Consider the following 24,150-nt stretch of genomic DNA (forward strand, 5'->3'; position numbering starts at 1 on the left):
TACACTCCCTGTAACTTTGACTTAGATCTCAAGAATGACTGCTTTTACTTCGCTACCTTTACATACATATCTTCCTTCTACACGCATCTCAAAATCTTCTTCAATTGCAGTCAACATTTGCTCAACTTGTTCTTTGCTATATGTATCTGCTCTACTTTCATATGCTCTATTGTCTATTAATAGGAATTTAACTTTCATATTCACTTTACCCCATTCATTATGTATTATTTTCGTCTATAAATATTCTCCTAGATAAACTACATCCGAACTTATCCACTCTTCTTCTTCATCTCTCTTACCCTTACTAATCCTCCTTGGATCACTTCCAGCCTAGCCGCTGCATCAACCTGTACCATATATATCTAACCTTCCACGTATCTCATCCCTCCCCTGCTCCTCATTAAGGCTCCAAGAGTCTGCCTTGGAATTCGTTAACCTTGTAATCACAGTATAGTCTCATAATAACGTTACTGTAAAGTGTTATTTTATTATTTAATACATTTAATTTTCTCTTCTACTATAGTGACATCTCAGATTCAATTCTCCTCCTCAGTTCCTTGATTAATTAATAGGAAATCGGAATACAACTATCCTAGGAGGTATAAAGTATCTCCTTCTGTGAGTTCCCTCTTATTTCATTGTTATTTACAGTCGTTGTGTGGTTCGTTGGGATTCACCTATAGCTTCAGCAACATCTTTCATGGAGCGCCGGATCAATGGTCCAGCGCTTTGGTCTCCATTGTTTTTTATTTCCCAATACTCCTTCAAGAATGCTGCCTGTCTTCCTTTCTTAACAGGACCACTCTCAGCTTCTCCTCTACGCTCTGTATTCTCAGCAATCAGCATGTACTCTGATTTCCATTTTTTGGAACACAAAATTTCGTGAGCCCTTATTAAGAATTACACTTGATAAATTCGATTTTGTATGATAACTTAAATGTAGTGTTATTTTATTATATAAAAGGAGGAATACTCATACACGATGACAAGACGTAAGAAACAAACAGTAACAGACATCATAGGCAATGAAGTTGAACAATGGCAGCAGGGTGAGATTATCACGATTGAGGCAGGCACAGGTGTAGGCAAATCGTACTTCGTCAAGAACACTTTATACGAGAAGGCTAGACGTGAGGGAACTAAGATACTGTTTCTGGTTAACCGAACTAGGCTTAAAGATCAGTTTTTAGAAGAAATACAGAAGGACGGAAAAGATGATGTAATTGACATCTTCCTTTATCAAAAAGTTGAAAGTAGACTTGGAAGAGAAAAGGCTACCACATTTAAGAACGATTACACGTATATTGTTTGCGATGAATTTCATTACTTTCTAACCGATTCAACTTATAACTCTAATACAGATACTTCATTTAAGTTGATAATGTCCCATTCAAGCAAAATAAGAATCTTTATGTCAGCCACAGCAGATATCACGATAGCCTTCTTCAAATTTAAGCAGATCAAATTTAGAAGTTATAGCATTCCTCATGATTACAGTCACATCAAAGAATTGATATTTTACAGACATGAGAAAGTGCTGGAGAAGTACCTCAGCAAGATTAGAAAAGGACAGCAAGTGATAGCATTTTTCACTAAAGCATCAAAAGCATATGAACTACATAAGAGGTTTGAAGATTCAATGTTCGTCTGTGCAGAAGGAAACGTTGACTACAAGAAATATGTTAACAAGGATCGAGTTAAACTAATGCTCGACAGTGAAACGTTCGAAGAAAAATATCTCTTTACCACTTCAACACTGGATAATGGAATAAATCTTCGAAGTAAGAATATGAAGTACATAGTCTGTGATATACAAGATGTTGATACTCTGATTCAATGTTTGGGCAGGAAACGTATTATAGATGCCAAGGATCAAGTTACAGTAGTAATTAGAAATATAACGGATAAAGAAATTGGACAACGTATAAGAGCAAAGAACAAGATAATAAATTCGGCAAAATACTTACTTGAAAATGGATCAATTGCATATATGGACAAATACAGACGGAATCATAACAATCCTACAATCTACGTTGAACCGAATAAGGATCGTACTAATCCCGAGTTCTTCGTCAATGAATTGCGCTACTTTAAAGAATGCTCGGACAGAAACAATCTTGAGGATATTCGAGAAATTGAGAATGGGTATATGGAGCACGTAAAAAATAAACTTCAAAAGGAGAATTACACTATGTTAGATGACACATATGATAAAGCTAAATCCGAAGATTATCTGGATAGTTTAGTGGGTAAACAGTTGTTTAAAGATGAGCAAAAAGCCCTTATAAAAATGGTTAACCTTCGAGACAACTATAACAGGGTTCAAAGTAGTGTTAGATTGATTAACGAATACTTTATACAAAATAGTATTCCATATAACATACGAGATAAGAACAGGGACAATAAGCGGAAAACAGAAGATAACCAGCCTAATCCGAATTTTAACAAGACATTCTGGACTGTAGCAAAGCATAATTATTGAGATAATTTCCTGAATTTTGTTCGGTGAAATCTCAAAAAAGCCTGAGTTTATGCGTACTTTTTGATAAAGTTGTCTCATTATCCTGCATATTTATATATATAAACTATAGTAAACTAGACTATAAAGAATACCAAAAAACACTTGATACATAAGGATTTCTTGATTTTTTTGTTCATTTTCTTGCAAGAATTCAAACCAAATTGAATCGGAAGGTGAATTGGCGCAGCCAAGAGGAAACGCGATAGGTCGGTAAATACCGATTACGAAGCGATAGCGAAGTGGTTTTTATCGAGTTGGTATCGTTTCCTGATAATTACCCCCAATTACAATTAAAAATATTCAAATTTAAAATGTGTCACTTCTATTCCCTACTAGGGTTATTGTTTTATATTATAGGACTTTAAGGTGACAAATTTTGAGTTATCAACACACAACAATAATAGGTAGCGAGATCCATTCCGTTTCACTCCATGGCTGTCGCTTCACCTTCATCCACAACTTACGTTGTGTCTGTCATTTGGATTTCTTTAATCTGAATTAGATGTAAGTGTGATACAAGTATAGACTCAATAATAGCTATGGTTTACTACAGTAATTGAGGTCATAATATCCCCCTCTACATTATAATGAGAATGGCAATCCAAGTTATCCAGTCGTATATTTCAAAACATAGTAGATATAAAAATCCCCCAACCATTTATGGAAGGGGGTAATTGGTATGTCGTTGAATAATCTGTCACTTTAAACTCTGGTAGTCATTTACGGTGACATGAACTATTACAGTTACTCCACATCATGTATCTTCGTAATTTCACTCAATTCCTTAATATCCAATACATTCATCAGTCTAAGTAGAAAATGACCATCAGGCGTTGTTTCTCCTCGCTCCCACTTTTGCAGTGTTCGGTCAGAAGCCCCAACTGCTTCAGCAAGCTGTTTCTGTGTCATTCCTATTGCAACTCGTCTATCCTTAATCACTGTATAATCAAATTCCATTAATAATGGGCCTGTATATAGGTCATACCAAATATCTGAGCCATCTTCATCTGCTCCATACACATTGAGTCCCCACACTTTTGTTCTAGGTGTAATTTCTACATATAATGAACCTTTCAACTTATCATTGACATCGACCCATATTCTCTTGGCATTTTTAATTCTTACACCAATCCATTTAAGTATGGGTTGATTGTTATGGTCACATGGGAAAATACCATCCATTCTTAATCTGTTCCCGTATCTTTCGATAAACTCTCCAACATACATTTCTTGAATCTCATATATAATTGGTTCCAATCCAACCATTTCTCTGACAATATTGTATTCAACAATGAAACGAGTCGGTGTCTTCTCTTCTATTCCAAGTTTCTGTGCTAATTCAAGGTAATGCAACCAATTATAAATCGGTTGAATCTCTCCAACACGTCCACGCTGTTTAACTGTATAGTTTAAAATGGTAACAATATCAATACAAAAGTCATAATATAGGCGTTCCAACACACAATAAAAATCTTCAAGTTGATTATTGTAATCTGGTTTGTTGAATTCAAGTGAATAATAGATGTATTGACTTAATTCAGCAATGTCACCTAACTCTCTACTAGGTTTATGAAAATAGAATGGCGCTCTTCGAATGAATGTATCTCTACTGACTGGCTGAAATAAATAATCATCCATCTTATCAAATCCCAAGTATGCAAATACCTCTAAACCAACTACCTCATGCCTGGATAAGTAATCCACCAGCTTTTCTACATTTTTTTCTTCGTATATGTATTGTCTAATCGTTGCTTTTAATTGTTGCTGCTCATCTACTGTAATAGTCATCCTATCCCCTCCTCTTTGATATATCCACATTATAGTATGAAGAATATGGGTAGGATAGATGACAAGTTATTCGTATGAAATAACCCTTCATATTAGAATCTACATATCCTTTAACAACCGTTCCTCCAAAATGCTCAAATTAAACGAAAGAATGTTCGCTAGAATCTATTGTAAAATTCTTTATGGACAGTCTTCTGCTCCCCTCACTCTTTCAATTCATTCAAAAGAATAGAATTTAATAATTGGACGATACTAAAATTAGGTAGTAATTGATCTTATTAAGGTGGTCATTATGAGATATAAGAAAAGGTATGAATATAAGATTATTTCACGTTATCCAGACGAAAACCTAGCAGTTCCAGAAGAAATTATAGAGACGCAAATCCTCAATTGGATGGAACATGTTCTACTGAGTTATTCCAGTGAGAACCAAATAGAAAACAGTCAAAATTCGGAGGACTGATTTTTTGATGAGAGTACTCAAAGATCATGAAAAGCTCACCAGGGAAGATATCGTATCCTTGATCGATAAGATTAAAGCTATTGTTTATACACGAGTATCATCTGATATACAAGTGGATAACTACTCACTTGAATCACAGACACAAATATGCGTAAAGGAAGCAAAAGAGAAGTTTGATATCAACGAACATGAGGTTATTGTGTTGCGAGAAGAAGCTGAATCTGGGGATAACCCTAACCGTCCAATGCTGAATTACATCTTATTTCTCCTTGAAAAAGGAATAGGGAACAAAGTCATCTTCTTGCATCCTGATAGACTGAGTAGACATTTGCATTTACAACAACAAATCACACATAAGATTTGGGAGTTGGGTTGTGATCTACATTTCGTTGAGTTTGACTTGCAAAAAGGAAATGCAGAATCATTGCTAAACTATAATATTCAAGGTTCCATTGCTCAGTATAACAAAGCCAAGATTCTAGCCAATACAAAGCGTGGAAGACAGACTATGGTATCAAATAATAAGATACCCGGTATGAACAGAATATACGGATATACTTATGATAAAAAACTGAACACCCTTGTTGAAAACGAGTATGAAAAAGAGCGTTATCTGACAATGGTTAATATGGTACTAGAAGGTTCAACCGGTTCTGAGGTTGCGGCATATTTAGCTAAAAAGAAACATCCTGCACCAAAAGGAGATAAATGGTATCAAGCGACCATCAGTAGAATACTCAGAAATGAGTCTTATATGGGTACGTACTACTATGGTAAAACTGAGGTAGAACAACAGAACGGGAAAAGAAGACAAGCACCACGTCCTAGAGATCAATGGCAAAAGATTACTATACCTGCTTATATTGATGAGGTTACTTTTGGTCGTTTACAGAACTGTTTAGATGGAAATATAAAGAATGGTGGTCGCCCATCGGAAGATTACTTGCTAAAAGGAATTGCTAGATGTGGAAGATGTGGAGCAGCAGCATCGTCGGGTATTACTACGAGGACACAAAATGGATTGCTGAAATATTATAGTTGCACAAGAAAAACAAGAAAATCCTACAGCGTGGAAACAGGAGAGCCTAACAAGATTTGCTTGGGAGAAAATTGGCGAGTTGATATGGTAGACTCTCTCATATGGAACGAAGTAGTAAGGCTGATTGATAATCCTAAAACATTGATCGATAAGATGCTTGATAAGATTTCTGATGTATCAAAAGTTAAAGAAATGGAGAGAAACAGAGATGACATTGGAAAATTGATTAAAGATAAGGAATCTTCTAAGGCAAGATACATTGACCTTTACGCTGAAGGTATCATTAAATCCAAAGAAGATCTTTCTATTAAATTGGAACGAGCAGATACTGAAATTAGCGAACTAAACAAAGAGCTGAGCTTAATTACAGACAATTTAGAGCTGAACAAAAGACAAAATAAGAATACTTCACCAGGGTCGCCATTGCTAAAAAAATATCAAAATATCCTTAATAACGAATTACAGATGAAAGACGCAAGAAAATTAATGAGCATCTTAGTCGATAAAATAGTCTTACATGATAATAAGCGTATTGAGATATTCTACAAATTCACCGCTGAAAGTGATTTAATTCTGAGTTATAACAACGTTTCTGGTTCAATCAACTTCGATAAGCTTAACTGGGTATTTGAAGAACCAGCTCCTAAATGGGGTGAGATTGAACACCTCTATTACGACATGCTAAAAATGTACAATGAAGATTTACTCAGCTTTGAACAGATTGCCGAAGCTACCGAAACGGATTGGTGGTCGATTAAGCAGATGTTTAAAGCGAAGGGGGCAGATATATTAACTACCAAAGAAAGAGGCATTAAAAGACGAGCTCGTGACTTTGAGAGGATATATGATTTGCATTATGTTGACGGATTAGCCTTCACTAAGATTTACAAAGAGCATGGTTTAAGTCCAACTTACTGTAAACAGGTACTCCAAGAAAACATACAAGTTGAAAAAATGAAAAAGCCCCTCTCTTAGTCCTCTGGAACGAATAGTGTACTCCCCCTCCTCTATGGAGGGCTATTTTGTGTATATGGAATGGTATTATGGTGTCGGTTTTATCCAATAGAATTTCACTCGTTAAAATTCAACTCTCGTGTCGAGGCAGATGTGCTAGGGGCATATTCTGTAAAATGGATACTATTTTAAATTTAAAATATCCCCCCATGTATCTATGTATCGTCAATGCAATAACTTGATGACCCATTGATATGTGCTAGCGGATTATTTTCCAGAAATTATTACTTTTTGGGTGTAAATGTACCCCCGTATGTATGTCCAATTTTGTATCGGTTGGGCTTATTTCAATAGGGATGTATGTGGTATACTGTAATATGCGAATACTTTAAGGAAGGTGTTATATGACGAATAAGGAAAGTGAACAAGAAAAGTTGGCAAGAAAATTATCTATGTTGCAAGAACAACACGTTGATTCAATCACAAAAATGAGTAACATGATCAATCAATCATCAATCTCCAGAATGGTTGAGCAAATAAGTTTATCTTCTAAGATTAACTCTCAATATAGTCAAGCATGGAAAGCGCATCAAGGATTGGCAAGCTCTATTCAACAAGTATCATTGGCTTGGAAAGAACCACTAGCAGAAATTGCTAAAATAACTTCTTCCCCATCTTTTTCTAGTGCAATTAAGGGAATAAATGCTGCAAACAGTATAGGCATAGATAATCTTCAAACCTTTTATAAATCTTCTTCTTTTGCATCTATGATTGATGTAATTTCAAATATGGATACTCATTCTTGGCAATCATTTGTTGATACTGTACCTGAAGATATTTCTTCTAACATTTATGATATCGAACAGGAAATAGAGAGTGATCCTGAGACTAAAGCTAAATTTCAACCTATACTAGACAGTATGGGAGAGGTTTTATCTTCTCAAGTGGGATCTGAAATTGATTTCAGTAAGAGTAAACTTACTATTAATGGATTTAAGATAATGCTCCATATTATTATTGTACTTGTTGGTTTATATGGTCAAGATATTTTGTTTCCTGACCCAGCAGATAAAATGGTTGAAGTCTCCGAGAAGAGTTTTGAAGAACAAAAACGACACAATGCAGTTATAGAGGAGAACAGTAAAAAACAACTTGAAATTGACAGAAAAACATTAGAAGTAAACCAAGAACAACTAAAGGTTAATAAAGAACGATTAGAGTTGGATAAAATTAGATTTGAATTGGAAGCAAAAAAGGACTCGAAATGAGTCCTCTTCTATTTATGATCATACTAAGGAATAATTCCCCAAGGATCATTAACCTAGGCCATTTGCTTTAGCTTCTTGTTGTTCATGTTCCTTTACCCTGCGATAGAAAGTATTGGGCTTCATATCTAGTTCCTTCATTGCGGCAACTGCTGTAATCCTTCCATGTTTCCATTCTGTGTATGCTTGCTTAAACTTCTCGTTGATTGCTTGCTTTGGTCTGCCGAATACAACACCGTCACTCTTAGCAGCCGCGATACCTTCAGCTTGTCTACCGTTAATCCTCTCACGTTCAGACTCAGCCATATATGATAACAGTTCTAACACAATACTGCTTATAACCTTCTCTAATCCATTCTTGTATTGCCGTGTATCTAACAGTGGCATGTCAATTATGACAATGTGAGCACCTATGTTCTGGACAATATCCTGCCATTCATTCTTTATCTCCTCTGCATTCCGTCCCAAACGATCCAACTCTTTGACGAAGAGAATATCACCTTTACGAAGCACATTTTTCATGGATTGATAATATGGTCTGTCAAAGTTCTTGCCACTTTGTTTGTCTATAAAGAAATCACGATCCATTATACCTAAGTCCTTCATTGCTTCTAGCTGTCTCGCTTCATTCTGATCTTTAGATGACACTCTTATGTATCCATACTTCCGAATCTCGCTCATACTGATCATCCTTTGCTATGTCGTTAAGGATATTATATCAAATTAATGTCAAAATGTATACCGTTACTTTTGAAATGTTTCATATATATTTATATACTTTTTGAAATATATCATAACCACTTTTGACACATGCTAAGAGAGTCTTTCAAAAAGTATACTTTTAGCCATACCCTTTCAAATCGTAAGCACGTACCAATATGGTACTGGAACAACATCGAAAAATTACGAAGTCCCTTGGGACAGTGTGAGCCTGTCTTAGAAATCCGTCTCTGTAACCTTATTCTGACTGAATCGACAGATTACAATCACATAGATCATGATTCCAATCGTGTACGATACAACAACTATCCATTTATGCAGTTAAATCAACGTTTTAGCTTCTTTGTCAGGTCAATTTATCCTATATCGTAAACGCAATCGTAGAATGACCATCAACACCCTAAAAAGCTAGTCGTAGCAACGATTTTAACACATTAGAAAATTTTGTAAGTTTACGATTGGAATATCAAAAAATGTAGGTAGGACAAGGGGATTTCAAGGTGTTTTAAAATATCAATCGTATAGTAACAGAGTTATCTAAAATGATTACTTATTTACGCATTTTTTCAAAATTTTCACGATTGAAATCAAGAATGTTGATAAATATATACTAGGACCTCTAAATCACAATACAACTTGAATCGAAGCAAAAAAAATCTAATTTTAAGAGTCATAGATAACTAGTATAATCCTCCAATGAATTGAATATATTAGAATTAAATAGGATGCAGGATGCATAGGAGGATTAATTCTAAATGGAAAAAATCATGTTTGCTGGTGACATTTTCGAATACACAGAGTTCGAAGATGGCTCTAAACTCTTATATACTAAAAAGAACAGCCGAGGATTCGAGATTACACTCAGAATATCAGGTGATCCAGAAGAGCATGAAATAGCTCATCAAGCTTTGAAAAATTTCTTTGTAAAAGGAGGTTTATAGTTTTTCTCTAAAATCTCATCAAGGGGTTAACTCTGTCTTGATGTCCCTTAACCCGAATAAAAGCTAACTCACAAAAAGGCATTCAGATTAATTCGTCTGAGTGCCTTTTTTATGGATATCTACATTTTATCTTGATCATTAATTAAAGGTAGCGATAGCATCTTCAATCATAAACTTTTTCTCTACATTACTGCTGAGTTTAAGTCCCTTTCCTGCAGCCGCATAGAAATGATGGAGTAAGATTACTCGACGATTGCCCCAGTAGTAAAATGAATAACCCCTTGCCTGCTTTAAATCCTTTATAAGTTTTAGAGATCCTAATTTTTCATTTTTTTCTATCATATCAAGAAAAGTATTACATGAATCACTCCCATTACAAACAATCCAACCATCATCAGTAAGGGAATCATGAATAGTTTCTAAAAGTAATGTTAAGTATTTTTTGAATTGTGGGATTGTATCAAATAGCTCTTCTATCTTTGAGCTAGAAGACTTAAATTTATGTGAATGAAAAGGAACAAACTCTGCTGCACAAAAGTTTTCAAGTGCCTTAATTACTTTTTTACTTGTTTCTTCTTTGCTGGGTAATTTGAAGTCTAGCCAGCTTATGTACTCTTTTTCAATTAATGAGGTAGCAAGGGGTGTGATTTCTCTATAGTACTTTCCAATAGGCAATGCCACATGTTTAAAGACCCCATCAGAGTTATAGAAAGATGAATACTCCTCCCACGTATCTCCAGCAAATTCTTTTTCAATGATTGTTTTGTTTGATTCTTTTGTATCTAAATGAGGATTTAAACCAAATACCACAATTTTTATATCGCCGCCTCCTGAAGCAAGTGGAACAGGAGCGATAATCTTACCTTTATACTCACTCACGAAAGCGACGTCGTTCTTTAGATTTAATACCGAGTTAAATCTATCTGTAATGTTGATAAAATCCTTGCCTTGTTCATTAATCTGTCCACTTAAACTATCTTCTTCAGTAAAACATGAAATTAGCTTTAGGAATTGGTCTTTCAAATGAATACCCCCTACTTCAAAATTTTAATCAAACTTGCTTTCATTGACTTGTCTACCACAGTTCTAGTGATTCCCCGTACTCTCTGACATCATCATCCATTTTGTCGATTTTAGAAGCGTCCATTACAGAATGTATAAAATGTTCACCTGCTTCAAACTTACTCATGTCAACCGTGATTTGTGCAATTCTAAAATCCCCACTCATTATTCCAACAGTAACAGTTTCGGCTTCTTTTACCTTAGTTTGCTGTAAAAAGTCATACAACTGTGTGAATACATGTTGCACAGCCAGCCCTTTCCCTACATCCTCACTCATATATACAACTACATCTATATGTTTTGTTATATCTATCGCATCTGTAACTTTTATATCTTGAGCAAATACAAAAACTGATGTGTCGATCTGGGAAACTTCTGGTGTGCTTGCTACTGTAGTATCCTCTTTAGTTTCATGTGTTTCGCTTGCTTCCACAACCGCTTCATCTATTGAAGATCCTGTCTCATTATCGTTAGTGGAATCTTGAATAGAGTTTTCAACGGGGCTAGACTCTAATTTAGCTTGTTCTTGAATAACAGGCTGCTCTACACTCTTCTCTGAACATCCCACCATTAACAACATGAGTGCTAATATAGCTAAATAGAACTTAAAATTCATCATGAATAATTTCTCCCTATGCTGATAGTATTTAATTATAAAGTTCAATACACTTCTTATAAAGCATCCCTCTACCTACTCACCAGAATACTTATTCACCGTTATCGGATAATGATATATCTCGATATCCTCTGCAATGAACCCTCTTCGCTGAGCTGCCAACAGAGTCTCATACATGTTCTGTCTTCCTACAGGATTATCTGTGTGTATGTATATCTTATCTGCCCTTAATCCATGTTCGCAGAAATACTTAACCAAGTCATACCCATTGGGTAACTCTTTACCATCCACATCCTCGCCCAGATCATGGTCTAATGTAAGAATAGCCACCTCTTTGGTCTCTAGGATATGTATTGCTTCATAGTATGTACGAGCGACCACAAAGCCTTCTGGACAGTCTCTGAGGTCGTCTACGTAAAGGTTGATCTTGTCTGTCATGGTCGCACATCCTTCCTCGTGAAACACATCTTTTACTTTAAATCGCTAAGTTTCCTCAACATCTGCCTATATTGCATTTCATAATCGGGAAATCTATGAATGATGTCCAATTTACTTGCATTCTTCATTAGAATCAATCTATGGATCTCTCCTCCAATCCCTGCTTTATCAGGCTTTTGATCATCTAATTGTTTTTGCATTGTCATCAATTTAATAAAATTTTCGTCCACATTATTTTCAAAGTTATCAAAATTGAAGTCTTCTACAGGGGGGCGGTGTGCAGTACAAAAAGTTAACTCCTCAAGTTTGAATTTGTTTGTGCTTCTAAAAACAAATCCTCGAAATTTATTTAACGTTTGAGAGTAACCAAATTGATACATCGTAGTTGTTGCATTTTTGGGGTAGTTTTCATTTAATTTAACCAAGATATCTGTAGAATTCTCGGCAAAAAAGTCTATACTTTGTGCTATAATATTTTTTTGAATTTCTCTGTGCCAATCAAGAACTAAATCCAAATTTCCCGTTCCACACAAAGCCCCTCTCAAATGAGGTAATGGAAAAATCTTTGACACAAACTTGTATGGAGTACGTTTATCAGTAGAAATAGAAAGAGTATCCATGGCAATGAATATTACTTCTTCTTCGAATATAAAGTTCAGTGCAGTCATTGTATATCGCACCCTTCTTTTAAAATAGCCATTTGATCAGAAGTCTTGCGAAGTACCTTGTGTAGACTCCAATACAGAAATTCGCTCCTCAAGTTTATCTCTATTAATATTTTTTTTGTCCAATAGATTGTGCGTTGCGATTAAAGATCGATAATACTCTACTCTATCTAAAGTTGGTCTATTTTCTAAAAAATCAACAATATACGATTTCAAGTCCTCAATGAACAGAGGTGAGGAAAGAAATGCGTCATTAATTTCCTTATATTTTTCTTGTTCATTTCCTAAATGAAGATACTTATTGTACACCTTCTTTATAATTTTATTGACATCTTCACCGCTGTAATCGGAATAAATATGTCCAAGATCATTTCGTACAAACTGATCCACATAGCGTGTCAAACTTGGGCGCGCGCGGTCTGACAATTGATCAAGATAGTTCATGTTAGTTTCCTCCTAGTTGTGGGATAAACCAGTCATTTTACATCTTCATTAAATTGAATCTACCGTTAAATCTGAATATCCTTTTCTCTCTAATTCGTTGAACATATCATATGCCTCGTATCGGGTAAATCTCATTGCTTTGCTTATATCTCCAAATGTTGGCCTGTAATTTTCGTACTTGATTAAATATTTGTATTTACTATTTGAAATTCCAAAATTTGAATCCTGACTTTTCTTTTCATTTTCCATTGAATATCAACACCTTTTCTTATGAAATAGTTTTTTAAATAATCTCATACCTTAAAAAGAGCTTACTAAAAAAATCAAATACCATTTTTTCTACATTGTTTTCATTTATAAATTCAAATCCTCCAAATCTAAAGACTTCATAACCTTGAAGCCTAAGATCTCTATCAGCTTTCATCATCTCAGCATATTTCTTAGGGCTCGGTCTATTATCTTCAGAAGAGTAGTGTTGTTTACCATCTATCTCAATTACAATTCGAACTTTATTGGGTAATAGCAATAAAAAGTCCATACGCTGTCTCACTAGACGTGTTTCATTCAAAACTAATTTAGTAACATATGGGTCATAATGAAGGTATACTTGGGGGATCAAAGCCGGCAACTTATTACCCATATGTTCTCTAAAATGCTTAAAATAGAATTTAAAAAAGTTTCTCTCTGGCCCTTTATCTAATGACTTAATCAACCGCTTGTATATCGCACGTTCAATATCTATCCCTATCTCTTTAGATTCCTTATCTCCCCACCATGTCACCAACTCACTCCATAATAAGCCATCCAAAATTGGCAAGTCATACACAAGACAAAACTCTTGATTTTTAACTATAGTTATTTCGTTATTAATCGAATCACTAATAACAATTTCAGGTTTAGGGCCATCTGCAGCGAATATAAGATTTTTGAATTCTCCTTTGACACCTTTACTGTTTTTTAGAATAGCGTATAATGGATAACCTGATATCTGTGAAGTTACCTGCATTTTGAATCCATCTTTAGCTAAATAATAATTCAATTTTTCAATAAACTGAGGATCAACCTCGCCTCTGACACTTGGATGGACAATTTGTTCTGTAAAATGAATGAATTTTTCATCTGTAATATTGTATATTTCAAGAATATCTTCAAATAATTCTTGATATGACCAATCGTCATTTGCTATCATGTGCTGAATTATGTCCCCAGTTGCATTAGAAAACCTAGAATCTGTAGAAGGCATAGAATCTAAATCCCATGTTCTTTTCAGAAAGTCAATTAAATTCATATCCCCTTCGATGTACCCTAAGGACAATATTTCTTTAACAATGTTTTTTCTTGTTATCTGTGAAACTTTAAAAATTCCTCTTGGAGAGATCGTATTTAACATTCTATTTAAATCAACAGAATTATAATCTTTAGCTACTCTCTTAGCTAAATCAATAAGAAACAATTGATTTTTACCTCTTAGTCTACGTTCTATATATCTTGCCTTGCCCTCAAATGCCTCGCTATCATCACCCTTGTCTAAGCCGTAACTCGAACAGATATCGGGTAAATTGTACGATTTCACTTCCGATGCTAAAACAATTGCTATGTTATGAACTAACTCGGTATGATTCATTCTCCCACCTCGAAATCTGAATAATGATAAAATAAACCTTTTAGACATCTATAATAGTGATCTACAATTTACTTTTTCCTATTCAAAGGTTTCATTTCAACTCACTATCGTATGCATTTGCAAAAGTAATTCCCACAGCCTGAACTTGATCATAACTCTAAAACTCTGCACGAGACTCAATTAATCCATTCACTACATTTGCTGCTCGTTGTGCCAGTTCCTCTTTATCCAGCCTCTCATCAGAATTAACTCTCACGTTTCTGTTTATGTATTCTTCCGCGTCATCCTGACTAGCATATAGATTAACCACAACTGTATATGAGTATCGAGCATTCTTGCTTTGTTCTTTAACATTTTCAGGCATCGAATAATATTTCAATTCTCTAAGCCTCACTTTCTCATCAAACATAATTTTCATCTTATTTTCTAAATTCTTGCATTCAATAACTCATAATTGTTTTTCTTATGATCCAAGATTATTAAATTCTCCAATAATACTCTTATATTTTTTGAATCCAAACTGCCTTGCTCAAATTCGATACCATTAAAGATGAAAGTTTTAATCTGAATTGTGTCTAATTCAACTATGAAGCCATCATTGATGTACTGTTCGAATAATGCCTTCATTCTAATATTGGTATGCTGGCTAGGCCCTGGTTTTATATAACCAGAAATCCTTCGCTTTAAATTATCAGTCTCACCAATATAGACCACCGTGCACTGGGTATTGGGCTTGTATATCTTCCACCTGTATATTGCAGGCACATGATAAAACTTATTCATGGTCTTATCAAATGGTCGAGGGAAACGATAAGTCTCTATGTTTACCACTGCATCGACGCTCTTCCACTCGAAATTTAGGCTCAAACTGTACATGTTAGTCTCCAATCAAATCTGTACCTCCTTCGAGTAAAGATTCGTTTTATTGTAATCAGATTTACATCAGGCCTAGCCTCTCAAGTAAGTCTGTTAATTCATCGGGACATTCAACTTGAACAATTTGCTGAGAGTTAACCCAAAATCGAACAAATTCTAATTCATCTAAGGATAATGATACCTCATTGATCATATTTCTTATTCTAGGAATATCGGGATTGGCCATTATTAGAATCGTTTTACCAGAACTGTATTCGTAATGTTTCATAAGGCAAAATATCTGAGCACTTAGATGATTTTTAAGTTGTCCTGTCCCAAAAACATATGTACATTGATTATTACCAAGTGAACCTTTTGATTCAACAATTAAAGAGTATCCATTCTTTTCGCCATATACATCGAATCCTCTTTCTTTGTTCTTGGCAACATTTTTAACGTCCACCCCTTTATTTTCGAAATATGATGAAACAGCTAAATTGACTGTATTTTCATCCATTATAAAAGGATCTTTACATCTTTCTATTGGTATTCTTACAGTCATTAATATCTCTCCGTCCTCTTAAAGGCTCAAATTATGCAGAGTTTTCATTAATTTGATTTCGTACTCTTCTCAATATTTCCCGCTTAATTTTTTCACGGTAATCTTCATGTTCCCACTCTCTTAAATCCTTTTTATATCCACAGTTCTCACACTCTAAAGTGTTGATATGAAATGTCCGTCTTCCTTCAACGAGATACCCGTTACAAGTAGTGCAAACAGCAGCAATTTGACGAGAAACGTTATATTTCCCATTATATCTAACCCAATCCCACTCCCATCTAATTCCATCAATAGTGTCATTTCTGTAGTTTAAAAGATTAGGTACGCTGCTAGTTTTATTGACAGCTTTTACAATAGGCCTAATAAGTTTAAAATAGACTACTGCGCTTAATAGCAATGTCCAAAGTGGCACCCCGAAAGTCAGGATACTTTTTACTAGTTCGTAAGCCCACTTAAAAATGGAAACAAATGCATCACTGAACGGTTGCGACTTGACATAAGCGACTATTGGAGTGCTAATGACTGTACTTAGAACAGCCGTTGTAACACCAATCCCTATCGGGTTCTTGAATATTTTTGAGATATGCTTCATGTAATTCACCTCGTTATCACTAATTTTGAAAAAGTATATTGTTGATTATCTCGGAACCATTTTCTATAAATCATTTGTAAGGCAGAATTACTCTCTGAATATCTACATCAACGATAGAACCATCAAGCACCACATTTATTTGCACCCATATTGCTTTTCATCAACTATGTATACATCCCGCCCATTACTGCGAAAGACTAATTTTGCTGAAACGAAAACAAATTGCGGTTAGTTATAGACCCAAAACTTTCTAGGAGATTTCGCTGCACCATGCTCCTTATACTCAATATCTATTTTTCCGCAGAACTCTTCAAAGTACCTGAGTATCTGTTCGTTTTGCTTAGGCGTTTTACCTAAGATGTTGTTAATGATCTCATTGGTATAACGCCCATGTTTATCGTCATGATCTGTATGCTTTTCCGCTGAATTTTCAACATATCCAATAAATCTACTAGGATAAAAATTTCTGTTTCCATTGTCATCCATGCAAACTATAAAGCATATACCCTTCTCTATCCTTTTTCTATAATACTCATTATAATCCTTCGAACCTCTGTACTCATCAAATGTTTGCATATTGTTCTTTATATCCTTCCATGAATACACCAACTCCATTTTCAATCATCTCCAGATCATATGTTCAAAATAATTAATGAAAGTATTATTTCACTAAGAATAACTTTTCAATTTAAATTGATATATCAGTACATAATACGTCGGTCCCTATCAATACACTTGCTTTTGTACCACAATTATACAACAACAAGTGTCAGTCTACCTATGTTTTATGAAACAAATGCAGCTATAATGACCAATTTAATTACTACTCAGTCAACAATAAAAAAAGCACCCCAAAGGATGCGAGTTTATACTATTTTGAAGCTTCATATATATACTTTGAAAATCCAGCGCCAGAAGATTTTATTCCCGTCTTAGCCAAGTTAGCCGCTGATTCAGCAATTAGTGCATACTTTATAAGAGTACTATTCTCTGAGATAGGTGCACTATTGGCGAAAAGATCAAGTTCTTTGAGTTTATCTATTGAATCGAAGTAGTTTGCTAGAATTTGATTAATGGTTGCATCGCTTGATGAATAGTTCAACACATCTTGTCTATTGATGAATTCGTTGTACTTGTTAATAGAACTATTTAGTTTACCATAAGCAGTGTTTAACTGTGTGCTAGGCCCAATCACCTTGCTCATCATTGCAATATCATAACTTTGTTTAGTTTCCATTAAATTTTCGCCTAAATCTTCAAGGTATTTAAAAAGGTTCGCTTTCATTACTGCATCACTATTTAATCCTCTACTAGAAGGATTTGATGCTACATCAACCGTTTGGTTTTTAGCATCCCATGTGTAACCAATCCCTAACTGTCCCAGCATACTAATTGGTATCATTGTCCGTCCATTGTAACTAATTGCCGGAACGTCAGGTGTCTTCAAGGCTACTCCGTTAGATGTAATTCTTATGATCTGATTTCCCTTATATGTTCCCCACACACTAGCAGCACTTACCGCCCCTGCAAATAACATACTCGCCATCACTACTGTTACAATCTTCTTCTTCATTCTAGTATCCCCTTGTTTATATCCGTATCGGTTACGGTTCTCACTCAGTTATGTAGACTGCAATATTATATCATCAGTATGCCATCTAAAGAGACTACAAAGTGGAATATTTTCCACCACGGCATAACTAATTTACGATACACATTTTTCACCTCTTAAATTACAGTCGAGTCGTGGAATTGGGTAACAATAATCGCGGAGAGGAACTGTTATCTAATTTGATTCACGCACTAAAAAGATATTTAATCTTCTAGAATACCCGCCAATCATTACTAACCCACCTTGCACTTTCATTGGTCCTACTAACAGTATCTCCCTTCTCATCTTGGGTCAGCATAATAAATCTGCAATCCTTTTCTTCAACTCGTCCTCTCTTTTCTATCTCTAACCGAACCTGTATAGTTGTATTTGCTAAACCCACATCGTCAATTGAATTGAATTTAAATGATTTTAGTAACCTTTCCTGAAAATGTTTTTTAATTCGCAAAGGTGGCTTTATCTCACTTTTACTTGGAGGGAGTATCTCTGCCATTTTTCCATAATTTTTTTTGACCCAATAATTCAAAAATGCATTCAATACATATTCTGGAGTTCCCACTGTAAACTTCTCTGGATCTAACGATATCAATTCTCTAGCAACCCAATTATCTAGTTCATTATTCAGCTGCTCTGTTTGTTGGCTTCTTACTAACAATTCATGTATTGTTACTGGTGGTTCCTCATCTGGGGCTTCAAGCTCTCCTTTTTCAACTTTTGTAGCCCATTCCCCTACTGCAAAAAGCAGTGCCCATGTTTTAGCTGCTACAGTGATATTATCGTAACCGAGATCAGTTCCATGAAGTATACCGTTTCTATAAGGAAGTGTAATTGATTCAGTATTAATTTTTTTTCTACCTTTAAATAGTATACTCTTTAGTTTACCTAGCCCTTGACTATGAGCAGCAATAGAGTCCCATGCTTGTAACTCAGTTTTTTCTGCTGAGATCCCTCTACGATCTGGGTGTAACTCATTTACCAATCCATCCGTTAATGCTAAGACCACTGGAATTATGGCATGATACCTTTCTGCTAGATAGTCATCCAATGCTAAATTTATTAAACGCATACGAGGTTTAAACGCTTTTATTTTGTCAAAATAAGTTAGTTGCATTCGTATATTTTTTTCATTGTAATAATCAATTAAATCTCCTTCTGCTCCTACAAAATCACCTACTTCAGCTTTTTTAATAGCTTCCTTAGCAACAGTCAGACTCATTGTGCTGTAAATAATCCATCCATGTTCAACAAATAATTCATTGAATCTATCTGGGATATCTAACATTTCATCTATGCCTTGAAAATCAAATTTTTCTAATGCTTTCTTCACTTCCCCTATATCTACGCCTAGCATCTCAAATAATGGTTCAACAATAGGCATTGATTGCTTTAAGGTTTCTACGTTTTTCACTGTATCATCAATTTCTCTAGAACTGGGGTTCTCCCTGATAGTATTAGCTAATCCTGTTGGCTTTTGTTTCTTCCTTTGACTCATTTTTGCCCTCCTAATTTTTAAAATTATAATATAGTATTTAAAGATCGTAGATAAACTCATCACTAAGAAGTGATCTCGTGGTTTCGTTTATAATAACTACAGGACTCTGAGGTTCTATTACAAGTCGAGTAGCACCTATAAACCATCCATTATTTATATATTTTTCAGTGTAAACTTGTGCTCGTTTGAATAAAACTGAATTAAACTCTTTAAACTCCGCATTCACATAATCATAAATTCCATCAATTATGTAGTTTTCTGCTTCTCTTTTTGAGTTGAACCTAAAAGCCACAGTTATTCCGTCATAATCAAGTAAGTTGTCAACCATAGACTTTATCACTTTTGAGAGTAATTCATCATCAACCTTCTTTGATATTTCAATAATTCCAGAAGAGCTGCACATTATAAAAATCTCTCGTACTAGAAAGGTTTCTCTAATTATCTTGGATTTCTTAATGAAATTTGTAAAGAATGCTCCTCTTCTTGGCCTTTTTCTATAGCCAAATACTCTCCAAGTCCAATCATCTAATACGATGTTTGCTGAAATACCAATCAGTTCTGTTAATACTGCTTTTAAGCTCTGTGTCATTCTCTCACCCTCCTTGGATTTGCTTTCATATAATGCCTTTCATATGGTCAAGTTGACTATCCTTTGATTTCATCTTTAACTAACCAACTCAACTCTTCATATCTCTTTCTGAAGATTCAACTCTTGGCAACATCAATTCCTAAGATATACTTACAAATGCTGAATTCTTCTAGGCATTCAGTACACTTAATGCTCCAATTGTGAATTATTTCATTCATTAGCTCATGATTGATTAAAACTCTTTGATTGCAGTAATCACAGGTGAGGAAAATATTAGTACCTTTTTCCTCTGCTAAATCAAAGATTTTATATGCCTCCTTCTCTATCTTCTTAGCACTATCAAGGTCAGGTGATATTTTGCTGTACTTAGCATAACGTACAGAGCGATTGAACAATAACTCAAGTTCAGTTACATCAGTTATGCTTATAAAAAGCGCTTCGCAAATTTCAAGCGAATATGTTATTAACTGTGGCATAACTAGGTAGTAGTAGTCCCAATATTCATTCCAGTTTTCATTGTCTGTAAATATAAAATTAAGGTTCCCTCGTTCAGTTAAATAGTTTGGAGAAGTAGTAATAAGGTGCATAGATTGATTCCAGATTCGTTGCAATCCGATTTGTTCTTTATTATTAAATCTAAGCGTAAAAACGATATTATCTTTATTAAGGGTCTCACCCATATACGTTTTTTTACATGCAGAATTAACTATTTTTCGAATTCTTGATTTATCGAAGTTTTTAAAGCTAGCTACGTCATATTCCTCAACAGATCTAGTCATAAAAGTGTTGTAAAACTCTTCACAATTATCTAACAACCACTCCAAATATAACAAATTGTCGCGGATCGGTTTCCTAAGCAAAGAATAAGCCACAGTAACCTTTCCTCTTTGAGCGCAACTCAATGACTCATATAGGTAATAACAGTAATCTTTTACTAGGCTAAAAAAAACCTGACTTACAAACATCTTAATTGAAGTTTCATGGTATCCATTTCTGTCCATCCACTCAAACATATCCTCTGCACTCTCAAAAGAACGTGCTGCTTCTTCGTTGTCAAAATTCAATGTAAAACTAGATAAATTGTTTTGATCTGCTTTCCTTAGCATGTCAGCAATAACATCATATATATAAAGCAAATAGTCTTGAGTTTCCCAATGTTTTTTATGTAAAAAGTTATACTCCATAACTCACCCTCCACAATTTTCTGTTAGTTAACTCGCTTTATTTACAGAATATCTCTGAAATACTTTCTTGAACAGGGTTAATGTATTACTAGATAACAAAATAATTAAAAAAAGGACAGCGCAATATTGCACCATCCTCACATGTGGTATTCCATTTTCAACATCATTCGCTTCTGTTGCCTAATCAATGTTAACTCCTTACGTATTTCCATCCTACGTTCAAATTTTATGTCCGTTCGTGATCCTTCAGCAACCAAATAGCTGTACCTTGAATCAAGTGTTATAGACTTAGGCATACTCTGTTTTTTGGGCTTAGTATGATTGGCAATAATGATTCTGCGTTTATTGTTAGGTGACTGATAAGGTATTTCCGTGTAACTCAGACTCATTATCGTTTCAAATAAGTTCTCTTCATAATACACCTAATTTCGTTCCCCTCTCCATTGTACGATGTCGTACACCTTCCAATTTATTTTTAATAGTGTTCAACATATCCAATTCTCCTCTTCTTCGTTTCTATTGAAAACTCTGGCGATAAAGGTCGTGATACCTTATCAAACAGAATGGAAATTATCATTTGAAGCTCGTCTACAATTTTGCATCAATAATATCAATTATCGTTTGGTACTTTATATTCTCCTCTTTAGCTCTCTCCATCATTTCTATAATCAAGGCAACATCTAACCCGTAGGAGACAAAATACTTATCGATGGCTAAGCGAGTTTGCTGGTAGCTATCATACGTCCAGACCGCCTTTTCATCGGCTGGTAAATTGTCATAGTCCTGCTTAAACAATTCGTTTACATCCATGTATTCTGTTACCTCCATTCTCTTCTATCCTTCAAATGAAATAGAACTAGGATTTCACAGAGAATATTATGTTCATATAAAGTTGTTATAAGAATTATTTAACCATAGTTACAGTACATTGTTTATGTATGAATCAAATGTGAGATACATTTCCGATTGCCCTGACTACATGAATGTGTCTGTTCAGCTTTCGTTGCTCGATTAGATGCTCAATGGTTACACCATACGTCCTCATACGTTCAACGCATACAGGCGAAACCTGTTCTTTAAAGTATTGTGTGAGCGCCTTTACAGGATTGAGTAAGAACATATCTTTGAAATCCTCATCGCTCATGGGATCCAATTCAAGCTGTTCACGTCTGAACTGACACAAAAGGCTAAACACTTGAATAGATGTTGGATAGATCGGAATCCTTGCCATAAACTGTTGACGCAATTCTTGAGTTGTGAGAAGTGCTTCCAACCCGTGGATAATGTTGACAGCATTATTGGAGACTTCACAAGCAACATAAATTTCTTCGAGTGTCCAATCCTGCTTTTGGTTAAAGTAGTAAACTTTCATTTGTGATTGCTCCTTTGTGAGTGTGATTAATTACCCTAATGATGCCACAGACTTTAGTGCTATCCATGTACCGTTACGAGTACGAACGCATAACTGTCTATTAATCAATTTGCAGTGCTTGTACATTTGTAATGCTCCATTTTGAATGAATTCCCCCCCGCAAAATTTTGCGTAGGGTTTCATATCAGTTGTTACATGCATAATACTTACAGTACATTGTTGCTAATTTAACTCGCTTTTAAAAATCGGAACTCAAGTTCCAGTATGTTTTTGATGATGAAAAGTTGTAGATAGTGTACAATGTGTACACAGGTGTTAACGTTTGATACTCATAATTTGATTCGCATAAACGAATAATAATCACCTCTTCATAATATTCGCTCAAACGAATCATGTCAACTGTTTTTAGGGGGAATTTCTAGTTGTACGTTCTGAGAATTAAACTTAAAGATGTACTAAAACACAGAAACATTACTCAAAGACAATTAGAAACTATGTCTGGAGTTAATCAAGCTAGGATATCTCAACTCTGTAAACAGGGTAGACAAGAGATTAACTTAAATATCCTTGAGAAAATAGCTGCTGCACTAGATATCACAGACATATCTGAACTAATTCAGTTTGAAGAAGTACCAGATACACAACATGATGAATCTATATCAAATTAAGGACTCTGAATTAGGGTTCTTTTTACTTTTGGTAAACTATTTTTGCAACTTACATAAACATTGAAGGAGTATCAAAGTATGAAAAAGAAATTAGTTTTTACTGTGTTAGCCGCAATTTTGGTTGCAAACGTATCAGTAATAGTTGTACCTAAAGTTGAAGCAAAAAAAGTATATTACAAGAACTGTATTGCTGTGAGAAAGGCTGGCAAGGCTCCTCTATACAAAAGCGAGCCAGGATATCGTAAAGCATTGGATAGAGACGGGGATGGTGTAGCTTGTGAGAAGAAATAAACTAACTAAAATTTTCAGTGCCTTAATCTGCTTCTCTGTGGTTTCTACTGTAATTACAGTTCCTTCCCTTCACCCTAAAGTAGAAGCTGCTGCTAAAAAGGAGAGCACTGTAGCAGAAAAGGTCGCGTATTACAAAAAGCAAATCAAGAAACTTAGAAATTTGAGAACTAAGGTACAAAATGAACGCGATACGTTAGTTAAGGGTTCAAAAGAGCACATTGCTAACCTTGAATTAGAAAGGAAATACATTAAGCAAATCATATATTATTCAGAAAAGATTCTTGAACTATATAATTAATATGCAAGCACTCCATTTGTTTGGGGTGCTTTTGTCTTCCCACTATTGTTTGAGTGGATGTCTGCACATTTTGAAGAACTTAGTACACGGTTCCC

Annotated in this window: 28 protein-coding genes and 1 pseudogene; 7 read left to right on the forward strand and 22 right to left on the reverse strand. The window is 34.9% G+C overall.

Annotated elements, in window-relative coordinates; all coding sequences use genetic code 11:
- Window positions 1-21 precede the first annotated feature (21 nt).
- Window positions 22-198, reverse strand: coding sequence for a hypothetical protein (locus tag MKX40_RS22245; protein ID WP_339236242.1), 177 nt, complete (start codon window positions 196-198; stop codon window positions 22-24).
- A 447-nt stretch (window positions 199-645) separates the two neighbouring features.
- Window positions 646-846 carry a hypothetical protein gene (locus MKX40_RS22250; protein WP_339236244.1) on the reverse strand — a complete coding sequence of 67 codons (201 nt, stop codon included), beginning with the start codon at window positions 844-846 and terminating at the stop codon, window positions 646-648.
- 136 nt (window positions 847-982) lie between these two features.
- Here MKX40_RS22250 and MKX40_RS22255 point away from each other — a divergent pair, with 136 nt between their 5' ends.
- Window positions 983-2,482 carry a DEAD/DEAH box helicase family protein gene (locus MKX40_RS22255; RefSeq protein WP_339236246.1) on the forward strand — a complete coding sequence of 500 codons (1,500 nt, stop codon included), beginning with the start codon at window positions 983-985 and terminating at the stop codon, window positions 2,480-2,482.
- A gap of 783 nt (window positions 2,483-3,265) precedes the next feature.
- Here MKX40_RS22255 and MKX40_RS22260 read toward each other — a convergent pair.
- Window positions 3,266-4,309, reverse strand: a complete 1,044-nt coding sequence (locus MKX40_RS22260; RefSeq protein ID WP_339236248.1) for a helix-turn-helix transcriptional regulator — start codon at window positions 4,307-4,309, stop codon at window positions 3,266-3,268.
- A gap of 470 nt (window positions 4,310-4,779) precedes the next feature.
- Here MKX40_RS22260 and MKX40_RS22265 point away from each other — a divergent pair, with 470 nt between their 5' ends.
- A complete protein-coding gene (locus MKX40_RS22265; RefSeq protein ID WP_339243154.1) occupies window positions 4,780-6,786 on the forward strand; it encodes a recombinase family protein in 2,007 nt (668 codons plus the stop codon).
- A 383-nt stretch (window positions 6,787-7,169) separates the two neighbouring features.
- Window positions 7,170-8,033, forward strand: a complete 864-nt coding sequence (locus MKX40_RS22270) for a hypothetical protein (RefSeq protein ID WP_339236251.1) — start codon at window positions 7,170-7,172, stop codon at window positions 8,031-8,033.
- Between the two features lie 48 nt (window positions 8,034-8,081).
- Here the strand turns inward: MKX40_RS22270 and MKX40_RS22275 are convergent, their stop codons facing one another.
- A complete protein-coding gene (locus tag MKX40_RS22275; RefSeq protein ID WP_339236252.1) occupies window positions 8,082-8,711 on the reverse strand; it encodes a recombinase family protein in 630 nt (209 codons plus the stop codon).
- 794 nt (window positions 8,712-9,505) lie between these two features.
- On the opposite strand from MKX40_RS22275, the gene MKX40_RS22280 reads away from it, so the two are divergent.
- Window positions 9,506-9,691: a hypothetical protein gene (locus MKX40_RS22280; RefSeq protein ID WP_339236255.1), complete on the forward strand. Its 186-nt coding sequence runs from the start codon at window positions 9,506-9,508 to the stop codon at window positions 9,689-9,691.
- A 138-nt stretch (window positions 9,692-9,829) separates the two neighbouring features.
- Here MKX40_RS22280 and MKX40_RS22285 read toward each other — a convergent pair whose 3' ends face one another.
- The 18 genes from MKX40_RS22285 to MKX40_RS22370 all read right to left on the reverse strand — a co-directional run bounded on the left by MKX40_RS22285 (window position 9,830) and on the right by MKX40_RS22370 (window position 22,798).
- A complete protein-coding gene (locus MKX40_RS22285; protein ID WP_339236258.1) occupies window positions 9,830-10,714 on the reverse strand; it encodes a hypothetical protein in 885 nt (294 codons plus the stop codon).
- A 52-nt stretch (window positions 10,715-10,766) separates the two neighbouring features.
- A complete protein-coding gene (locus MKX40_RS22290; RefSeq protein ID WP_339236260.1) occupies window positions 10,767-11,372 on the reverse strand; it encodes a hypothetical protein in 606 nt (201 codons plus the stop codon).
- A gap of 72 nt (window positions 11,373-11,444) precedes the next feature.
- Window positions 11,445-11,807 (reverse strand): cyclic-phosphate processing receiver domain-containing protein, encoded by a 363-nt coding sequence (locus tag MKX40_RS22295; protein WP_339236263.1) that lies wholly within the window; start codon window positions 11,805-11,807, stop codon window positions 11,445-11,447.
- Between the two features lie 32 nt (window positions 11,808-11,839).
- Window positions 11,840-12,475 carry a hypothetical protein gene (locus MKX40_RS22300; protein WP_339236266.1) on the reverse strand — a complete coding sequence of 212 codons (636 nt, stop codon included), beginning with the start codon at window positions 12,473-12,475 and terminating at the stop codon, window positions 11,840-11,842.
- 36 nt (window positions 12,476-12,511) lie between these two features.
- Complete coding sequence (locus MKX40_RS22305) at window positions 12,512-12,916, reverse strand: hypothetical protein (RefSeq protein WP_339236268.1); 405 nt, start codon at window positions 12,914-12,916, stop codon at window positions 12,512-12,514.
- Between the two features lie 48 nt (window positions 12,917-12,964).
- Window positions 12,965-13,165: a hypothetical protein gene (locus tag MKX40_RS22310; RefSeq protein WP_339236271.1), complete on the reverse strand. Its 201-nt coding sequence runs from the start codon at window positions 13,163-13,165 to the stop codon at window positions 12,965-12,967.
- Window positions 13,166-13,199: 34 nt separating this feature from the next.
- Entirely contained in the window at window positions 13,200-14,540 is a 1,341-nt protein-coding gene (locus MKX40_RS22315; protein WP_339236274.1) for a hypothetical protein, read from the reverse strand.
- A 157-nt stretch (window positions 14,541-14,697) separates the two neighbouring features.
- On the reverse strand, window positions 14,698-14,949 hold the full coding sequence (locus MKX40_RS22320; RefSeq protein ID WP_339236276.1) for a hypothetical protein: 252 nt from the start codon (window positions 14,947-14,949) through the stop codon (window positions 14,698-14,700).
- A gap of 17 nt (window positions 14,950-14,966) precedes the next feature.
- Window positions 14,967-15,428: a hypothetical protein gene (locus MKX40_RS22325; protein ID WP_339236278.1), complete on the reverse strand. Its 462-nt coding sequence runs from the start codon at window positions 15,426-15,428 to the stop codon at window positions 14,967-14,969.
- Between the two features lie 49 nt (window positions 15,429-15,477).
- Window positions 15,478-15,957 carry a hypothetical protein gene (locus tag MKX40_RS22330; RefSeq protein ID WP_339236280.1) on the reverse strand — a complete coding sequence of 160 codons (480 nt, stop codon included), beginning with the start codon at window positions 15,955-15,957 and terminating at the stop codon, window positions 15,478-15,480.
- A 31-nt stretch (window positions 15,958-15,988) separates the two neighbouring features.
- The gene (locus tag MKX40_RS22335) at window positions 15,989-16,549 is read right to left on the reverse strand and encodes a hypothetical protein (protein ID WP_339236282.1); all 561 of its coding nucleotides are present in this window, start codon (window positions 16,547-16,549) and stop codon (window positions 15,989-15,991) included.
- A 228-nt stretch (window positions 16,550-16,777) separates the two neighbouring features.
- Window positions 16,778-17,164 carry a hypothetical protein gene (locus tag MKX40_RS22340; RefSeq protein WP_339236285.1) on the reverse strand — a complete coding sequence of 129 codons (387 nt, stop codon included), beginning with the start codon at window positions 17,162-17,164 and terminating at the stop codon, window positions 16,778-16,780.
- 256 nt (window positions 17,165-17,420) lie between these two features.
- Entirely contained in the window at window positions 17,421-18,122 is a 702-nt protein-coding gene (locus MKX40_RS22345) for a stalk domain-containing protein (protein WP_339236288.1), read from the reverse strand.
- A gap of 250 nt (window positions 18,123-18,372) precedes the next feature.
- Window positions 18,373-19,653, reverse strand: a complete 1,281-nt coding sequence (locus MKX40_RS22350) for a hypothetical protein (protein ID WP_339236292.1) — start codon at window positions 19,651-19,653, stop codon at window positions 18,373-18,375.
- Window positions 19,654-19,690: 37 nt separating this feature from the next.
- Entirely contained in the window at window positions 19,691-20,242 is a 552-nt protein-coding gene (locus tag MKX40_RS22355) for a hypothetical protein (RefSeq protein WP_339236295.1), read from the reverse strand.
- Window positions 20,243-20,358: 116 nt separating this feature from the next.
- Entirely contained in the window at window positions 20,359-21,426 is a 1,068-nt protein-coding gene (locus MKX40_RS22360) for a hypothetical protein (protein WP_339236297.1), read from the reverse strand.
- A 588-nt stretch (window positions 21,427-22,014) separates the two neighbouring features.
- Entirely contained in the window at window positions 22,015-22,254 is a 240-nt protein-coding gene (locus MKX40_RS22365; protein ID WP_339236299.1) for a hypothetical protein, read from the reverse strand.
- A 115-nt stretch (window positions 22,255-22,369) separates the two neighbouring features.
- Window positions 22,370-22,798, reverse strand: a complete 429-nt coding sequence (locus MKX40_RS22370) for a hypothetical protein (protein WP_339236301.1) — start codon at window positions 22,796-22,798, stop codon at window positions 22,370-22,372.
- A gap of 422 nt (window positions 22,799-23,220) precedes the next feature.
- Between MKX40_RS22370 and MKX40_RS22375 the strand changes: the two genes are divergently transcribed.
- From MKX40_RS22375 to MKX40_RS22385, 3 genes and pseudogenes are all read left to right on the forward strand, one after another.
- Window positions 23,221-23,466, forward strand: a complete 246-nt coding sequence (locus MKX40_RS22375) for a helix-turn-helix transcriptional regulator (protein ID WP_339236303.1) — start codon at window positions 23,221-23,223, stop codon at window positions 23,464-23,466.
- A gap of 171 nt (window positions 23,467-23,637) precedes the next feature.
- Window positions 23,638-23,757, forward strand: a pseudogene (locus MKX40_RS22380) (excalibur calcium-binding domain-containing protein); the annotation flags it as partial.
- Window positions 23,744-24,055, forward strand: a complete 312-nt coding sequence (locus MKX40_RS22385; protein WP_339236305.1) for a hypothetical protein — start codon at window positions 23,744-23,746, stop codon at window positions 24,053-24,055. The pseudogene MKX40_RS22380 and the gene MKX40_RS22385, both read left to right, overlap by 14 nt.
- The last annotated feature ends 95 nt before the right edge of the window (window positions 24,056-24,150 follow it).

This window comes from Paenibacillus sp. FSL R5-0517 (assembly GCF_037974355.1).
Taxonomy (GTDB): domain Bacteria; phylum Bacillota; class Bacilli; order Paenibacillales; family Paenibacillaceae; genus Paenibacillus.

Coding starts and splice junctions, on each gene's coding strand:
- MKX40_RS22250 (WP_339236244.1), bottom strand. CDS start 846: ATGCTGATTGCTGAGAATACAGAGCGTAGAGGAGAAGCTGAGAGTGGT.
- MKX40_RS22320 (WP_339236276.1), bottom strand. CDS start 14,949: ATGTTTGATGAGAAAGTGAGGCTTAGAGAATTGAAATATTATTCGATG.
- MKX40_RS22295 (WP_339236263.1), bottom strand. CDS start 11,807: ATGACAGACAAGATCAACCTTTACGTAGACGACCTCAGAGACTGTCCA.
- MKX40_RS22305 (WP_339236268.1), bottom strand. CDS start 12,916: ATGAACTATCTTGATCAATTGTCAGACCGCGCGCGCCCAAGTTTGACA.
- MKX40_RS22345 (WP_339236288.1), bottom strand. CDS start 18,122: ATGAAGAAGAAGATTGTAACAGTAGTGATGGCGAGTATGTTATTTGCA.
- MKX40_RS22245 (WP_339236242.1), bottom strand. CDS start 198: ATGAAAGTTAAATTCCTATTAATAGACAATAGAGCATATGAAAGTAGA.
- MKX40_RS22355 (WP_339236295.1), bottom strand. CDS start 20,242: ATGACACAGAGCTTAAAAGCAGTATTAACAGAACTGATTGGTATTTCA.
- MKX40_RS22365 (WP_339236299.1), bottom strand. CDS start 22,254: ATGGAGGTAACAGAATACATGGATGTAAACGAATTGTTTAAGCAGGAC.
- MKX40_RS22265 (WP_339243154.1), top strand. CDS start 4,780: ATGAGAGTACTCAAAGATCATGAAAAGCTCACCAGGGAAGATATCGTA.
- MKX40_RS22370 (WP_339236301.1), bottom strand. CDS start 22,798: ATGAAAGTTTACTACTTTAACCAAAAGCAGGATTGGACACTCGAAGAA.
- MKX40_RS22310 (WP_339236271.1), bottom strand. CDS start 13,165: ATGGAAAATGAAAAGAAAAGTCAGGATTCAAATTTTGGAATTTCAAAT.
- MKX40_RS22270 (WP_339236251.1), top strand. CDS start 7,170: ATGACGAATAAGGAAAGTGAACAAGAAAAGTTGGCAAGAAAATTATCT.
- MKX40_RS22260 (WP_339236248.1), bottom strand. CDS start 4,309: ATGACTATTACAGTAGATGAGCAGCAACAATTAAAAGCAACGATTAGA.
- MKX40_RS22280 (WP_339236255.1), top strand. CDS start 9,506: ATGGAAAAAATCATGTTTGCTGGTGACATTTTCGAATACACAGAGTTC.
- MKX40_RS22290 (WP_339236260.1), bottom strand. CDS start 11,372: ATGATGAATTTTAAGTTCTATTTAGCTATATTAGCACTCATGTTGTTA.
- MKX40_RS22300 (WP_339236266.1), bottom strand. CDS start 12,475: ATGACTGCACTGAACTTTATATTCGAAGAAGAAGTAATATTCATTGCC.
- MKX40_RS22360 (WP_339236297.1), bottom strand. CDS start 21,426: ATGGAGTATAACTTTTTACATAAAAAACATTGGGAAACTCAAGACTAT.
- MKX40_RS22350 (WP_339236292.1), bottom strand. CDS start 19,653: ATGAGTCAAAGGAAGAAACAAAAGCCAACAGGATTAGCTAATACTATC.
- MKX40_RS22255 (WP_339236246.1), top strand. CDS start 983: ATGACAAGACGTAAGAAACAAACAGTAACAGACATCATAGGCAATGAA.
- MKX40_RS22340 (WP_339236285.1), bottom strand. CDS start 17,164: ATGGAGTTGGTGTATTCATGGAAGGATATAAAGAACAATATGCAAACA.
- MKX40_RS22330 (WP_339236280.1), bottom strand. CDS start 15,957: ATGACTGTAAGAATACCAATAGAAAGATGTAAAGATCCTTTTATAATG.
- MKX40_RS22275 (WP_339236252.1), bottom strand. CDS start 8,711: ATGAGCGAGATTCGGAAGTATGGATACATAAGAGTGTCATCTAAAGAT.
- MKX40_RS22335 (WP_339236282.1), bottom strand. CDS start 16,549: ATGAAGCATATCTCAAAAATATTCAAGAACCCGATAGGGATTGGTGTT.
- MKX40_RS22315 (WP_339236274.1), bottom strand. CDS start 14,540: ATGAATCATACCGAGTTAGTTCATAACATAGCAATTGTTTTAGCATCG.